The 13,181-nt window shown below is 51.8% G+C and carries 15 protein-coding genes; 2 read left to right on the top strand and 13 right to left on the bottom strand.

Annotated features, from left to right (window positions below; all coding sequences use genetic code 11):
• Positions 1 to 40 precede the first annotated feature (40 nt).
• From J2Z18_RS10740 to J2Z18_RS10765, 6 genes are all read right to left on the bottom strand, one after another.
• On the bottom strand, positions 41 to 307 hold the full coding sequence (locus tag J2Z18_RS10740; protein ID WP_007129712.1) for a YqhV family protein: 267 nt from the start codon (positions 305 to 307) through the stop codon (positions 41 to 43).
• 175 nt (positions 308 to 482) lie between these two features.
• Positions 483 to 1,736 (bottom strand): aspartate kinase, encoded by a 1,254-nt coding sequence (locus J2Z18_RS10745; protein WP_028403693.1) that lies wholly within the window; start codon positions 1,734 to 1,736, stop codon positions 483 to 485.
• A gap of 250 nt (positions 1,737 to 1,986) precedes the next feature.
• A complete protein-coding gene (efp, locus tag J2Z18_RS10750; RefSeq protein ID WP_007129710.1) occupies positions 1,987 to 2,544 on the bottom strand; it encodes an elongation factor P in 558 nt (185 codons plus the stop codon).
• A gap of 60 nt (positions 2,545 to 2,604) precedes the next feature.
• On the bottom strand, positions 2,605 to 3,675 hold the full coding sequence (locus J2Z18_RS10755) for a M24 family metallopeptidase (protein ID WP_007129709.1): 1,071 nt from the start codon (positions 3,673 to 3,675) through the stop codon (positions 2,605 to 2,607).
• A gap of 52 nt (positions 3,676 to 3,727) precedes the next feature.
• Complete coding sequence (gene aroQ, locus J2Z18_RS10760) at positions 3,728 to 4,174, bottom strand: type II 3-dehydroquinate dehydratase (RefSeq protein WP_007129708.1); 447 nt, start codon at positions 4,172 to 4,174, stop codon at positions 3,728 to 3,730.
• A 77-nt stretch (positions 4,175 to 4,251) separates the two neighbouring features.
• On the bottom strand, positions 4,252 to 4,749 hold the full coding sequence (locus tag J2Z18_RS10765) for a YqhR family membrane protein (protein WP_007129707.1): 498 nt from the start codon (positions 4,747 to 4,749) through the stop codon (positions 4,252 to 4,254).
• A 155-nt stretch (positions 4,750 to 4,904) separates the two neighbouring features.
• On the opposite strand from J2Z18_RS10765, the gene J2Z18_RS10770 reads away from it, so the two are divergent.
• Both J2Z18_RS10770 and J2Z18_RS10775 read left to right on the top strand, forming a co-directional pair.
• On the top strand, positions 4,905 to 5,897 hold the full coding sequence (locus tag J2Z18_RS10770; protein ID WP_007129706.1) for a DUF1385 domain-containing protein: 993 nt from the start codon (positions 4,905 to 4,907) through the stop codon (positions 5,895 to 5,897).
• A gap of 7 nt (positions 5,898 to 5,904) precedes the next feature.
• Complete coding sequence (locus J2Z18_RS10775; protein WP_007129705.1) at positions 5,905 to 6,237, top strand: potassium/proton antiporter family protein; 333 nt, start codon at positions 5,905 to 5,907, stop codon at positions 6,235 to 6,237.
• Positions 6,238 to 6,300: 63 nt separating this feature from the next.
• Here the strand turns inward: J2Z18_RS10775 and J2Z18_RS10780 are convergent, their stop codons facing one another.
• The 7 genes from J2Z18_RS10780 to J2Z18_RS10810 form a co-directional block, all read right to left on the bottom strand.
• Positions 6,301 to 7,227: a patatin-like phospholipase family protein gene (locus J2Z18_RS10780; RefSeq protein ID WP_210094691.1), complete on the bottom strand. Its 927-nt coding sequence runs from the start codon at positions 7,225 to 7,227 to the stop codon at positions 6,301 to 6,303.
• A gap of 84 nt (positions 7,228 to 7,311) precedes the next feature.
• Positions 7,312 to 8,868 (bottom strand): family 10 glycosylhydrolase, encoded by a 1,557-nt coding sequence (locus tag J2Z18_RS10785; RefSeq protein ID WP_007129703.1) that lies wholly within the window; start codon positions 8,866 to 8,868, stop codon positions 7,312 to 7,314.
• A 116-nt stretch (positions 8,869 to 8,984) separates the two neighbouring features.
• Entirely contained in the window at positions 8,985 to 9,410 is a 426-nt protein-coding gene (mntR, locus tag J2Z18_RS10790; protein WP_007129702.1) for a transcriptional regulator MntR, read from the bottom strand.
• Between the two features lie 166 nt (positions 9,411 to 9,576).
• Entirely contained in the window at positions 9,577 to 10,290 is a 714-nt protein-coding gene (locus tag J2Z18_RS10795; RefSeq protein ID WP_007129701.1) for a cytochrome c biogenesis CcdA family protein, read from the bottom strand.
• Between the two features lie 16 nt (positions 10,291 to 10,306).
• Positions 10,307 to 11,137: a metal ABC transporter permease gene (locus J2Z18_RS10800; protein WP_186311071.1), complete on the bottom strand. Its 831-nt coding sequence runs from the start codon at positions 11,135 to 11,137 to the stop codon at positions 10,307 to 10,309.
• Positions 11,138 to 11,157: 20 nt separating this feature from the next.
• On the bottom strand, positions 11,158 to 11,907 hold the full coding sequence (locus tag J2Z18_RS10805) for a metal ABC transporter ATP-binding protein (protein ID WP_007129699.1): 750 nt from the start codon (positions 11,905 to 11,907) through the stop codon (positions 11,158 to 11,160).
• 104 nt (positions 11,908 to 12,011) lie between these two features.
• Positions 12,012 to 13,085, bottom strand: a complete 1,074-nt coding sequence (locus J2Z18_RS10810; RefSeq protein ID WP_210094692.1) for a metal ABC transporter solute-binding protein, Zn/Mn family — start codon at positions 13,083 to 13,085, stop codon at positions 12,012 to 12,014.
• Between the last annotated feature and the right edge of the window lie 96 nt (positions 13,086 to 13,181).

A 13,181-nucleotide genomic window follows, 5' to 3' on the forward strand; every position in this document is an offset into this window, starting at 1 on the left:
CATGTGTATGCTTGTACCCTGCATTTATGACGGGAATCTATCATTTTTTTAAGATTCCGTATAAGAGGCAGGCAACCCCGCACAATATCCAGCCGATCTTCCCCCATGACAGCTTATCCGCCATACCTACAAGCCCGATTGTCGTGGTTAGGATCAGAATGAGCGGGCCGGTAAACGCTAGCGCGGAATTGACGGCGAGCGCTTTATCTACTTGATTCAGCCGCAGCATGACAATCGCAGCAACGATCTCGAGGCTGCCCGAGAACAGCCGAAGCGTTGCCATGCTGGCGACGAACTTGTCCAACATGAAGTTCTCCCTCCTTCTTCCATTGCGTGATGATTAAAAATATGCATTCATCCCCGAATTTATCTCTATTTTTTTATTTCATAGACACGAATCTCACAACAAAAAAAAGACTGCCCCCGGGCATTTGCCCTTGAGACAGTCTTTGCTCTATGAACCGAACTAGAATGATATGAACTTAGCGGCGAACCTGCGGGCCTCCGACGCTTGCCTGCTGGTCGGTGTCCAGTCCATACGCCGTATGAAGTGCTTGAACGACGCCTTCGAGATTGCTTCCGTCAATCACGCAGGATACTTTGATCTCGGAGGTGCTGACCATCTTAATGCTGACCCCTTGACGGGAGATCACGTCGAACATTTGGGCGGCAACGCCAGGGTGGCTTACCATGCCCGCGCCGACGATCGATACCTTCACCAGATTGTCCTCGGAGGTTACGTCGCGGTACGGAAGCTCGCCACGGATCCGTTCGATGACGGACAAAGCACGCTCCCGGTCATGCAGGGATACGGTGAAGGAAAAGTCTGCTTCCCCGTTTTGGACACCGCTTTGTACGATGATATCCACGTCGATCCCTTCTTTGGCCAGTTCGCCGAACACCTGCGCCAGAATGCCAGGGGTATCGGCAACACCCATAATGCTGATTCTGGCAACGTTCTTGTCGAATGCGATACCGCTGACCACTACACCTTGTTCCATGCTCGTTTCCTCCTTAACAACCGTTCCCTCGTTATGATTAAAGCTTGATCTAACAACAAGCTTCACTTGATTGTGTTTGGCGTATTCAACTGCTCGGGGATGAAGCACCGCTGCCCCAAGGTTCGCCAGCTCCAGCATTTCATCGTATGAAATCTCAGGGAGCTTCCGTGCGCATTTTACTACGCGCGGATCGGTAGAGTATACCCCGTCCACATCCGTATAGATTTCACACACATCGGCCGAAATCGCTGCAGCCAGCGCCACCGCGGTCGTATCCGAGCCTCCGCGGCCGAGGGTCGTGATTTCGCCTTCTTCCGACATCCCCTGGAAGCCGGCAACGATGACAATATTTCCGTCATTCAGCGCCTTGTGCACGCGCTCCGGGGATATATCGGTAATACGGGCTTTGCCGTGGACGGCTTCCGTCCGGAATCCGGCCTGCCATCCCGTAAAGGATACAGCTTTGCGCCCTAGACTATGAATCGCCATCGAGAGAAGCGAGATCGAGATCTGCTCTCCGGTCGTTAACAGCATATCCATTTCCCGTGCGGGCGGGTTCTCGTTTAATAGTTTAGCTTGATCAATCAGATCGTCGGTGGTATCCCCCATCGCGGATACAACAACAACGCACTGATGGCCTTCATCCTGTTTCTCTACAATTCGTCCGGCCACGCGCTTCATGCGTTCTGTATCGCCTACAGAGCTGCCTCCGAATTTCATAACGTACAATGACAATGCCTCTTTCACTCCCCACATGATAATCAGTATGTACCAGTGCATTGGTTCATGGTTTCTCACTTTAAAACAGTATAATACGAAAGTAACACCCTCCGTCAAGGCTTTCGTCTGAAAGAAATGCCGCTCTGAGCGCCCTTCAATCTAGAAAATATAAAAAACTCCCGTACTTGACGTACAGGAGTCGCGTTGCAACAGAAGATATTGGCAGAGGCGGGGCGATTAGATCGTTTCGCCTAATAAGCCAGCCTTATGCGCGGGAGATGTATTTTCCTTCACGGGTATCGATCAGAAGCACATCGCCTTCATTGATGAACAGCGGAACTTGCACATTGAGGCCTGTTTCCACCTTCGCATTTTTTGTAGCGCCTGTCGCTGTGTTGCCTTTAATTCCCGGCTCGGTTTCCACTACCTTCAGCTCGACGCTGTTCGGCAGGTTGATCCCGAGAATTTCTCCCTGATAGCTGATGATGTTAACATTCATGTTTTCCTTCAGGAAATTCAGTTCCCATTCCAGCTGCTCACTGGTCAAGCTGAACTGGTCATAGGTTTCGTTATCCATGAACACATGCTCCTGTCCGCTTGCATACAGGTACTGCACGCCGCGGTTGTCAATTTGCGCGCGTCCGATCGTTTCACCGGCACGGAATGTTTTCTCCACCGTGTTGCCGTTGCGCAAGTTCTTCAATTTGGAGCGTACGAATGCGGCGCCTTTACCTGGCTTAACATGCTGAAAATCCAAAACGGTAAAAATATCGCCATCCACTTCTACGGTTAATCCTGTTTTAAAATCATTGACTGAAATCACTGAATTTCCCTCCTAAAGGATACGGTTTGAATAATTCTTGTTCGTTGTTGCGGCCTTTCATTAGAGCACGGTGTAATCTTTGGACGAGCTTGTCAATATTTGAATACCCGTTTCCGTGATCACAATATCATCTTCAATACGGACACCGCCAAGACCCGGCAAGTAAATGCCCGGCTCCACGGTTACGACCATGCCCGGCTTCAGGATATCGTCGCTCGCCTTGGACAGTCGCGGCGATTCATGAACCTCCATGCCCAGTCCATGTCCCGTGCTATGCCCGAAATACTCGCCATATCCGTACCGGGTGATGATGTCGCGTGCCAGCGCATCGGCCTCGCGTCCAGTCATGCCTGGCTTGATATGCGCAAGCGCATGCAGCTGTGCTTCGAGCACGATGTCATAGATCTCCTTCAGCTTCGGATCCGGGCTGCCGAGGGCTACCGTCCGGGTCAGATCCGAGCAGTATCCATCCAGGAGTGCGCCGAAATCAAAGGTGACGAACTCATTGCCTTGAATCACCCGGTCGCTGGCAACGCCGTGCGGTAGCGCAGAACGTTCTCCGGAAGCGACGATGGTGTCGAAGGAGGAGGAAGTCGCGCCGCGGCTGCGCATGAACATTTCCATCTCCAGATCGATTTCGCGCTCGGTTTTGCCCGCTTGAAGCAATGTGAGCACATGGCTGAACGTTTCATCGGCCAAATCGGCAGCGCGCTGCATGATCTTCAATTCCTCGGCATCCTTGATGATACGGAGCTCCTCGACCAGACCCGATACCGGAACGAGGCTGATCGGTGCAAGCTGCTCCGTATAACCGGAATAAACCCCGTATGTAACATGGTCCTGCTCGAAACCGAGCGAGGCAATGCCTTCGGATTGAAGCAGTTCTTTTACGGTATCCATAACCTTCGCTCCGTGCTCAATGACCTTAAAGCCGGTCGCTTGCTGCGGAGCCTGTGTCATGTAACGGAAATCCGTCAGCAGATACGACTGTTCCTTCGTGATCAGCACATATCCTGCGGATCCCGTAAACCCTGTCAAATATCTGCGGTTGATCGGGCTACCGATCAGCATGGCCGACAAGCCTTTGGCCTCGAGCTTCTCGCGCAGTCCTGCTACTCGTTTGCTGCTCATTGTTCCATCTCCTCTCACCCATGCCGGGATCAAAGCGGGTATCCAAACGCCGCTATGCCTCCCTGGTCTCCAGAATTTGTAAAAGGGCTGACAAGCCCAGCGTGTAGCTGGCCGCGCCGAAGCCCGCGATTTGACCGGCAGCAACAGGCGCAATGACGGAAGTATGACGGAATTCTTCCCTAGCATGAATGTTCGAAAGATGAACCTCCACGGTGGGAATCCGCGCCGAGCTGACCGCATCGCGCACAGCATAGCTGTAATGCGTCAGCGCGCCCGGATTCAGCAGTATTCCATCCGCCTGCCCGATCGCTTCATGGATCCGGTCAATGATCGCACCCTCGTGGTTAGACTGAAAGAAGGTAATCCCGATCCCCGCAGCATCCGCTTGCTTGCGCAAATTATCCTCGATCGCCTGCAGGCTGAGCGAACCGTATATCCCCGGTTCCCGGAAGCCGAGCAGGTTTAAATTCGGTCCGTTTATCACCCATATGGTTTTCATAGGGTTTCCCACCTTTTCGTCAAATAACCAAGTGCTATTTTACCATAGGCGGTATCGGATTGAGAAGTTTATTGTTTTTAACCCGTAACCTGCTTCGGCTCGCGCATCCGTTCGTCGGTAAATTCCTGGGCAGCCGTGTAACCGATAAAGAGTCCCCATAATATAAAAATGCAAAACTCGGATATGTTCGTATCCCACGTCAGCTTTTTAACCGGAGCCGTAAACCGGAGCCAAGGGTTGAGGGCGATATAAAGCACGATCCACCAAATGACGCCGTAAATGATGCCGGGCCAGGGACCTTTGAGCTTGCGGAAAAGAAACACGTAAATCAGCGAAGCGATAACGGAGAACGCGATAAACGACAGCCAGCCCGCAATCTGCCCCGCCGCGGTGACGAGAAACTCATGCTTGAAGAAGGGCTCCATCAAGAAGCCGGGCACCACCCTCGTGAATTTCAGCGTATAAAAAATCCATCTTACTGCTCCCCAAATCAGCCCAGCGTAATACCCCAGCTCCAGGGCGTACAAAAACGGATTCGTCACCTTGTTCTCCTGTCGAAATTGACCTTCGGTCATGTTGAATCCTCCTTCGCTTGGTAGTCGATGCTCATCTTCCCTTCTTTAGCAGATAGTATGCTCCGCTTCCCACGGGTCAATCCAACTAGAAATTACTTTCAAAATTCGATACAATAGTTAATAGAACGAAAAACATGTCAGGGAGGGTGAACTGGTTGTCCCAAAAGTCAACCCCGATCAGCTATGGAGGCCAAGCTGTAATCGAAGGCGTTATGTTCGGCGGCAAGCATGTCAACGTAACGGCCGTTCGTCGCAAGAATAATGAGATCAAGTTTCTAGAGGTGCCTCGCGAGGATAAGGAATGGGTACGGAAGCTGCGGAAGGTTCCGCTTCTTCGCGGCATCGTCAGTCTGATAGATTCAACCATCAAGGGCTCGAAGCATCTGAACTACTCCGCAGATGCATTCGCTGACGACAGCCTGGATCCGGAGGAGCGTGAGAAGCAGAAGGAGAAGGAAGAATCCGGCTGGAGCCTAAGCATGATCATCGGCGTTGCCGCGGTCAGCGTGCTGTCCTTTATCGTCGGCAAGCTGCTCTTTACCCTCGTGCCGGTTTTTGTTGAGGATTTCTTATTCGGGAATACATTTGATAACTATATCGTGCATAACCTGATTGAAGGTATCATTAAATTGATCCTGCTTCTTGTCTATCTATGGGCGATCTCCCAAACGCCGGTCATCAAGCGGCTGTTCCAGTATCACGGCGCCGAGCATAAGGTGATCAGCGCATATGAGGCCGGTGAAGAGCTGACCGTCAAGAACGTGCAGAAGTATACAAGGCTGCATTACCGTTGCGGCAGCAGCTTCATGATGCTGACCATCGTGCTCGGTGTCGTTGTATATTCGGTTGTCCCATGGGATACGATGACAGAACGGATCATCCAGCGAATCGCTCTTCTTCCGGTCGTGCTCGGCATTTCCTTTGAGTTCCTGAAGCTTACCAATGCCATGCGAGATATTCCCGTTCTCCGTTTCCTCGGTTACCCGGGGTTGTGGCTGCAGCTGCTCACAACGAAGGAGCCGACGGATGACCAAGTCGAAGTATCCATCGCATCCTTTAACAGAATGCGTGAATTAGATGCCCAATACGAGAATGTTCCCGTGTCGCAAACTGTGACAGGAAGTGTGCTGGATCCCGCGAAAGGGTGATGAATCCATGAGAAGGCATGCGATCATTTTTTGGACGGCTATCGGGTTAGCCGCAGTAGGCGTTTTGGGCCTGCTGATTAGCCCGAGCACAAGGATGATGGTGCTGATTCCGGCCATCATCGTCGCAATCGTCTATGTGCTGTACAAGTTTCCGCCCCGCCGCTTTAACAAGCGTCCGAAGGTGAAGCCGTCCAAGCGAACCGCGGCCAAGCTGGCGCGCAAGAGCCAACCGACGAGAAAAACAAGCCCATCCGCAACACGCAAACAGTATCCGTTCCAGGTCATCGACGGTCAGAAGGGCAAGTCTGACCCTTCCGATGATCTACCGAAATATCACTAGAAGCAAAAGCGCAGATTTCAAGGCTTCAGCAGCCTCGGAATCTGCGCTTTATTGTTTACTTATTCACATCTGTTCGGGTTTCCATCTTGAGAAGAACTGCGTGCCTGCCGTCAAGCCCGAATTGTACAGGTTCATGCTCTCCTCCTTGGTCAGGTGAAAATGGGTCGTGCCGATGCCAAGGGTCGGGATTTTGATGGTGCGGCTGCGGTTTTGCTGCTCGATATACCGCTCATCATACGCCGACAGCATCGTCTCGAACATCGCCGTCAGCATGCTGAAGGGACCGTCAATTTCATGCGGTGAATTGCTGTTCTTCCCCACCATTTGAAAGCCGAGCACCGGCAGAGGCTTCGGGCCTCCTTTCGATTCACGGTCAAACAGCCACAGCGGAAAATTGCTAAGCAGCCCCCCGTCCACGATATATACAAATTGTTCGGCGAACGATTTCCCTTTAGCTGCTCTGCCTATGAGCCGAAGAATGACCGGGTCGAAAAAATAGGGAATGCTGCAGCTCATCCGCACCGCTTTGGCGACGGGAAACGTTGCCGGATTAATGCCGTATTGGCGCAAATCGTCCGGCAGCACCAGCAGTCTGCCGTTCGTAATATCCGAAGCAACGATGTAGAGCTTACCGGCCGGAATATCGGAGAAGGTGAATATGCCTTTGTCCAGCAAAATTTTTCGGATCCAGTTCTCCAGCGCTTCCCCAGAATATAGCCCCTTCTTGATCAACACCCTCAAAGCCGGTCCGATGATCTTTGCATTGAACACCGGTGCGCGCTGGAGGAAGGTATGAAATGGAGTCTCCTCAATGATCTTCCGGATTTCATCCGCTCGGTACCCTGCTGCAAGCACGGACGCGACGATCGATCCGGAGGACGTTCCGGCAACGCGGCTAAATTCGATCCCCGCCAATTCGGCTGCTTTAACAGCGCCGGCGAGAGAGATGCCCTTGACCCCGCCGCCTTCAAAAACCGCATTGATCTGCATACAGAAAATCCCCCGCCTCACATGGTCTAATGACTATGTATGAGGGCGGGGGATGATTCATACCTGTAGGACGTGCGCCAAATCTTATTTATAATATGATTGCAATTGCTCTTTAAGACCTAACGGATTGCTCAAAATGTTCTCCGCACGGAAGAAGATGCTGCCTTTGATCTCAGAAAATCCTCGATTGTACTTCAGCTGATTGATAATTTCCGATGCGCTCTGCCATCCGACCTCGGACGTCCCGAGCTTGTATGGGGCATGGCCGATCAACAGATCGACGCCCGTGCCTTTTACCTCGTTCACCCACCAGTCCACCAGCTTATCGTAATCAACCGTTGAATTGCTCATGCTCCAATAGATCTGCGGGGCAACGTAATCGATCCAGCCATTCTGGATCCAGGCTCTAACATCGGCATACATGCTGTCGTAGGCGGTTACGCCCGCTTTCGTATCGGACCCTGTCTTGTCCACGGAGGCGTTCCTCCACACACCGAACGGGCTGATGCCGAACTCGACGCCCGGCTTGGACTCGTGTATCGATTGGCCTAAAGAAGCTACAAAATCATTGATGTTCGCCCGCCGCCAATCGCCGATGTTCGTATACGAACCATCATTATACAAGCGGTAAGCTGCGTCGTCTTTAAAGGTCGTATTGGACGGATAGAAGTAATCGTCCAGATGCACCCCATCGATATCATATTGATCTACAACCTCCATGATCGTGTCGATAATATGTTGGCGCGCATCCGGAATTCCCGGATTGATGTACAGCTGCTTGCCGGTGTTTACGATCCAGTCCGGATGCGCAAGGGCGACATGGGACGGATCCAGCGACGCGGTCAGCACGTCGGTGTTGGCCCGGAACGGGTTAAACCACGCGTGGAAGTCCATATTCCGTTTGTGCGTCTCTTCGACCATGAAAGCAACCGGATCATAGCCCGGGTCCGCCCCTTGTATCCCCGTCAGCACCTTTGACCAAGGAACGAGCTCCGATGGATACAGGGCATCCCCGGCCGGACGAACCTGAACGTATACGGTGTTGATGCCGACTTCCTGGAGAGAATCCAGGAGCGCGATGTATTCTGCTTTCTGCTGTTCGCTCGTGCTCTTAGGCGACGGCCAGTCGAGATTAAATACCGTCGAAATCCAAGCTCCTCTTACCTCTTCGACCGTAGAGACGGGCGGGGGGGTAACCTCGGAGCCCGAGAAGAGCGAAATCCGCTGCGCCGATTGGTTCCACTCTACCTTCAAGCCAAGATTTTCGCTGATGAATCGGAGGGGTACCATAACACGGCTCTGCTTGATCTGAACCGAAGCGTCCAGCGCAACCGCTGATCCGTTCACCAATGCGGAGGTTTTGCCCGAGGTCAACTGCAGGGTGTTGCCGTCTTTACGGATCGTTACCGTCCGTTTGGACTGTTCCCAGACGACCGAAGCGCCAAGTCCTTCGCTGATGACCCGGGTCGGAACCATTGTCACGTTCACTTTTGGCAGTATGTATGGGGATACGTCACTTTCCAGCTTCACGCCGTCCAGCTGTATGCTGATACCAGCCGACTTCGCCTGTGCTGTGGAGACTACCGACGGGAGACATAATAGCAGCATGATCAATACAAGTAACCATCGCCGAAGCTTCATTTCTATTAATCCTCCGAAAATATGAAATTTGCAGGTAATGCTAACCTATGAACCCAACATCTTCAATATGCCTACCCGTTTAAAAAGACATCTGTCACAAGCGGACAGATGCCCCATTACGATTCGCTAACCAGTTCGTTATGAATGTCCCGCAGCTCCTGCAGCCGGTTCTCGTCCCGCTTGAAATACTCAACCAGCGTTTCGATACGCGTAATGGAATCCCAGCTTAAATGATGCTCGATTCCTTCAACATCCCTATAGATATTTTCATCCTGAACACCGATCATTTCGAGGAATTCCTCGAGCAGATGGTGGCGCTCCATGAGCCGCTTGCCCATCTTCTTCCCTTTGCTGGTCAGTACCAAGCCGCGATATTTTTCATATATCAAATATTCGTCTTTGTCCAGCTTCTGAATCATTTTCGTGACGGATGAGGGGTGAACCTCCAAGCCTTCGGCAATATCCGAAACGCGCGCATATCCCTTCTCGTCAATCAGTTTGTAGATGCGCTCCAAATAATCCTCCATGCTAGGTGTCGGCATCTTCTTCCCTCTCTCTTCTATAATTACATAACCTGTACCAAAACCTCAATTTACCTGCTCTTGTAATGATACATGTTTTTTAGACCTGTTGGCAAGTCCTGGCCCCCTGAATATCCCATCATTTACCAATATCCAAGAGCCTGGAGCCAAAAGGAGCCAAGCAGCATCAAAATTTCAGCCATTCAGGCGTAATGCCCTGCAGCCAAATTGTGATTTTGTACATTTGGTCCGTAAACAGCAGGATCCCCATCAGGATCATCAATATGCCGCCCACCTTCATCAAGATGCTGGAATACTTCAAAATCCACCGCGTCGATCCGATGAAAAAGGCCAGAATAAAAAACGGTACGGCAAAGCCCAGCGAGTAAGATGTGATCAGCGGAAACCATGTGCCGGGATCCGAAGCGGCAAGCGCGATAATCGCGGTCAGAATCGGTCCGACGCAAGGCGACCAGCCTGCGGCAAATCCGATTCCGAACAGAAAGGTTCCTATGTATCCGGTCGGCTTGGATTTAAAGTTGAATTTCCGGTCTTTCATCAAAAATCGGGGCTGGAAAATGCCGACCAGCATAAGCCCCATAACAATGATTAACAGCGCGGACAGCTGGCGGATCAGGTCCTGGTACTCCATGAAGAACTCCCCGAACAGCCCCGCTCCCCATCCAAGGGTGTAATAAACCGCCGAAAAACCAAGAATGAACGCAAGGGTATGCGTCATCGTCCGGAAGCGGACCTCCTTGCGGTTCTGCTCATTCTTCAAATCATTGACCGACATGCCGGTGATGATGGATAAATAAGACGGATATAACGGCAAGCAGCATGGGGATATAAAGGATGCGAATCCGGCTGCAAATGCGATGCCGACGTTAATATCAGCCATTGAATGTTAGACCTCCTTACGTCGTAAAACCCTTTTTGCCGACCAATGCGACGATGAGCAGGCCGATCAGCAGCAGTACAATCGTTGCTCCAGGCGCCAGGTTAAATACGCCGGCCAGCATCAAACCTCCGATGACGGCGATCTCCGAGATGACCACGGACAGAATGATCGAGCTCCGGAAGCTGCGTGCCAGAAGCAGGCTGATGGCAACCGGTATCGTCAGAAGCGCGGACACGAGCAGTGCGCCGACGATTTTGATCGCCGTGCTGACGACGAGCGCGGTCAATACCGTGATCACCATGTTCATCACTTTGACCGGCAGTCCGCTGACGCTGGCAGCGTCCTCCTCGAAGCTTAACAGGAAAAATTCCTTAAGCAGCAGGAAGACCACGGCAATGACGATAACGGTAACGCCGCCAACCATATATATATCCGTCGTATCCAAAGTGTAGATACTGCCGAACAGATAGCTCATGACATCCGTATTATAGCCCATTCCCAGCGTGAAGAACAGCGACGCGAGCGCTACGCCGCCTGACATGATGATCGCAATGGACAGCTCGGCATAGCTCTTGTACGCCTTTCGCAGCTTCTCAATCGCGAAGGATGCCGCAACCGCGAACACAAGCCCGGCAGCCAGCGGGTATACTTCAATCAGAAATCCGAGCGCAACGCCGGCAATCGTCACATGGGACAGCGTATCTCCGATCATGGACAGCCGGCGCAGCACAAGAAATATTCCGATGAGCGGTGCGGTGATGCCGATCAATATTCCCCCGACAAGCGCCCGCTGAAAAAAATCGCTTTGCAATATATCAAGCAATGACAACGTCTCCTTCTCTTGCATCCAATGAATTAATACCTAATTTAAACGAGAGAATGCTGAAGATCCTCGATCTCGCAGTTTTCGATCTCATGGGAATGCCGAACGAAAAACTGGATTTTTCCGTTATGCGATACCGGCGATTCTCCCAAATAATCCTTCACCATATCGAGATCATGCGTGACCATCAGAAAGGTCATGTGGTGATGCGCATGCATATGGGTGATCAAGTCGAAAAAACCGGCCTGCGTCTCGGCGTCGATTCCGATTGTCGGCTCGTCCAATATGAGGAGATCCGGACGGTTGATCAGCGCGCGCGCGAGAAACACGCGCTGCTGCTGGCCGCCGGACAATGCGCCGATCCGCTTATCCGCAATATCCTGAATCCGCATAACCTCCAGGGCATCCTCGCATTTGCGGTGATCCTCGCGGCTGATGCGGCGGAACATCTTCTTACGGTTATATAATCCCGAAAGAACGACTTCCCGGACGGTAGCGGGAAAGAGCGGATTGAACGCATTTTTCTGCGGCACATAGCCGATGCGCTCCCAATCCCGGAATTTGCGGATCGGCTGGCCGAACAGCTCGATCGAGCCCTCCGCAGCCGGCAGAAGCCCGACGATCATCCGCAGCAAGGTGGTCTTGCCCGCTCCGTTCGAGCCGACAATGCCTACAAAGTCCCGCTCTTTAATTGAGAAATTCAAGTCCTTAATCACCTTCTGATCCCGGTAATTAAAGGATACATTATCGATTTGTATAATCGTTTGGTGGCAATCCTGTGCTGCCGGTTCCATAACCTGGCCGCCTTTCTATCTTTAAATTTTGCTATCAAAATTTATGCAGCTTTTATACCCTGTAATGACAGGAAGAAGAGGGGACTTAGCTCCCCCCTTCTCTATTATTGTAAGGCCTTCTTTAGATTTTGCAAATTTTTCTCCATAATCGTGAAGTAGTTCTCTCCGTTCTCCGCCTGCTCCTTCGTCAATCCCTCTACCGGGTTTAGGACAAGCGTCTCTACACCGGCCTCATTTGCAAGGGTCTTGGCCAGCTTATCCGACACAAGCTCCTCGAAGAATACGTAACGGAGCCCCTTTTCATTTACCGTTTTCGTCAAATTCACGATATCCTGCGCGCGCGGCTCGGCATCAGGGGACAATCCCATGATCGCGTGCTGCGTAAGCCCGTAGTCCCGGCATAGATATCCGAATGCTTGATGGGAGACGACGATGTCTTTCTTCGGAAGGCCGGACAATTGTTCGGTAAAATCCTGATCGAGCTTAGCAAGCTTATCCTTCAGCGCTTCATAACGCTGTTCGTACTGCGCTTTATGTTCCGGATCCGCATCGACCAGGCTGTTCTTGATATTCTCGGCCATGATCAAGGCTGACTTCGGGCTCACCCATGTATGAGGATCGGTATGATGGCTGGTTCCTTCGGCTGTGCCCGACCCTGCGGCATGCTCTTCCGCTGCGGCCTCATCGTGACTGTGATCACGCTCTTCTTCTGCGGCCTCTCCGGCCGCTTCATGGCTGTGTTCATGTCCAGCCTCGTCACTGGCTCCATGATTATGGCCGTCATCTCCCTCGGCATCAATCAGTTGAATGCCTTGGCTTACCTCGACGGCCTTCACCTCGGAATCTTTATTCAGTCCCTTGAGAAATGAAGGAACCCAGCCTTCAAATCCGGCACCGTTATATAGAAACAACTGGGCCTTGGAGGCATTGACCATGTCCTGGCTTTTCGGCGTCCAATCATGCGGCTCGACTCCGGTCGGCAGCAGATTAACGACATTAACCTCTTCACCGCCAATTTCCTTCGTAAATTCATATATGGGATAGAAGGTCGTTATGACATTGATTTTCCCTTCCACAATGCTGCCGCCGGATTTGCTGCCGCAGCCTGACACGATTAGCAGTGCCGACAGCAATGCTGCCATTCCCCATGTCCACTTCGCTTTCTTGTTCCTGCTCATGATTCCCTCACCCGCTCCGTTCTATCTAATCGTAAACATTACTAACAAGATTATAAGAGAAGAAAAACGAGATTGTCAACTACATCGTAACCGTTA

It is taken from the genome of Paenibacillus lactis, from assembly GCF_017873605.1.
GTDB lineage: Bacteria > Bacillota > Bacilli > Paenibacillales > Paenibacillaceae > Paenibacillus_AQ > Paenibacillus_AQ lactis.

Excerpts from the sequence above, each read along its gene's own strand:
- J2Z18_RS10740 (WP_007129712.1), bottom strand. The coding sequence starts at position 307 with ATGTTGGACAAGTTCGTCGCCAGCATGGCAACGCTTCGGCTGTTCTCG.
- J2Z18_RS10755 (WP_007129709.1), bottom strand. The coding sequence starts at position 3,675 with ATGAGCAGCAAACGAGTAGCAGGACTGCGCGAGAAGCTCGAGGCCAAA.
- aroQ (WP_007129708.1), bottom strand. The coding sequence starts at position 4,174 with ATGAAAACCATATGGGTGATAAACGGACCGAATTTAAACCTGCTCGGC.
- J2Z18_RS10765 (WP_007129707.1), bottom strand. The coding sequence starts at position 4,749 with ATGACCGAAGGTCAATTTCGACAGGAGAACAAGGTGACGAATCCGTTT.
- J2Z18_RS10775 (WP_007129705.1), top strand. The coding sequence starts at position 5,905 with ATGAGAAGGCATGCGATCATTTTTTGGACGGCTATCGGGTTAGCCGCA.
- J2Z18_RS10780 (WP_210094691.1), bottom strand. The coding sequence starts at position 7,227 with ATGCAGATCAATGCGGTTTTTGAAGGCGGCGGGGTCAAGGGCATCTCT.
- J2Z18_RS10785 (WP_007129703.1), bottom strand. The coding sequence starts at position 8,868 with ATGAAGCTTCGGCGATGGTTACTTGTATTGATCATGCTGCTATTATGT.
- mntR (WP_007129702.1), bottom strand. The coding sequence starts at position 9,410 with ATGCCGACACCTAGCATGGAGGATTATTTGGAGCGCATCTACAAACTG.
- J2Z18_RS10795 (WP_007129701.1), bottom strand. The coding sequence starts at position 10,290 with ATGGCTGATATTAACGTCGGCATCGCATTTGCAGCCGGATTCGCATCC.
- J2Z18_RS10800 (WP_186311071.1), bottom strand. The coding sequence starts at position 11,137 with ATGCAAGAGAAGGAGACGTTGTCATTGCTTGATATATTGCAAAGCGAT.
- J2Z18_RS10805 (WP_007129699.1), bottom strand. The coding sequence starts at position 11,907 with ATGGAACCGGCAGCACAGGATTGCCACCAAACGATTATACAAATCGAT.
- J2Z18_RS10810 (WP_210094692.1), bottom strand. The coding sequence starts at position 13,085 with ATGAGCAGGAACAAGAAAGCGAAGTGGACATGGGGAATGGCAGCATTG.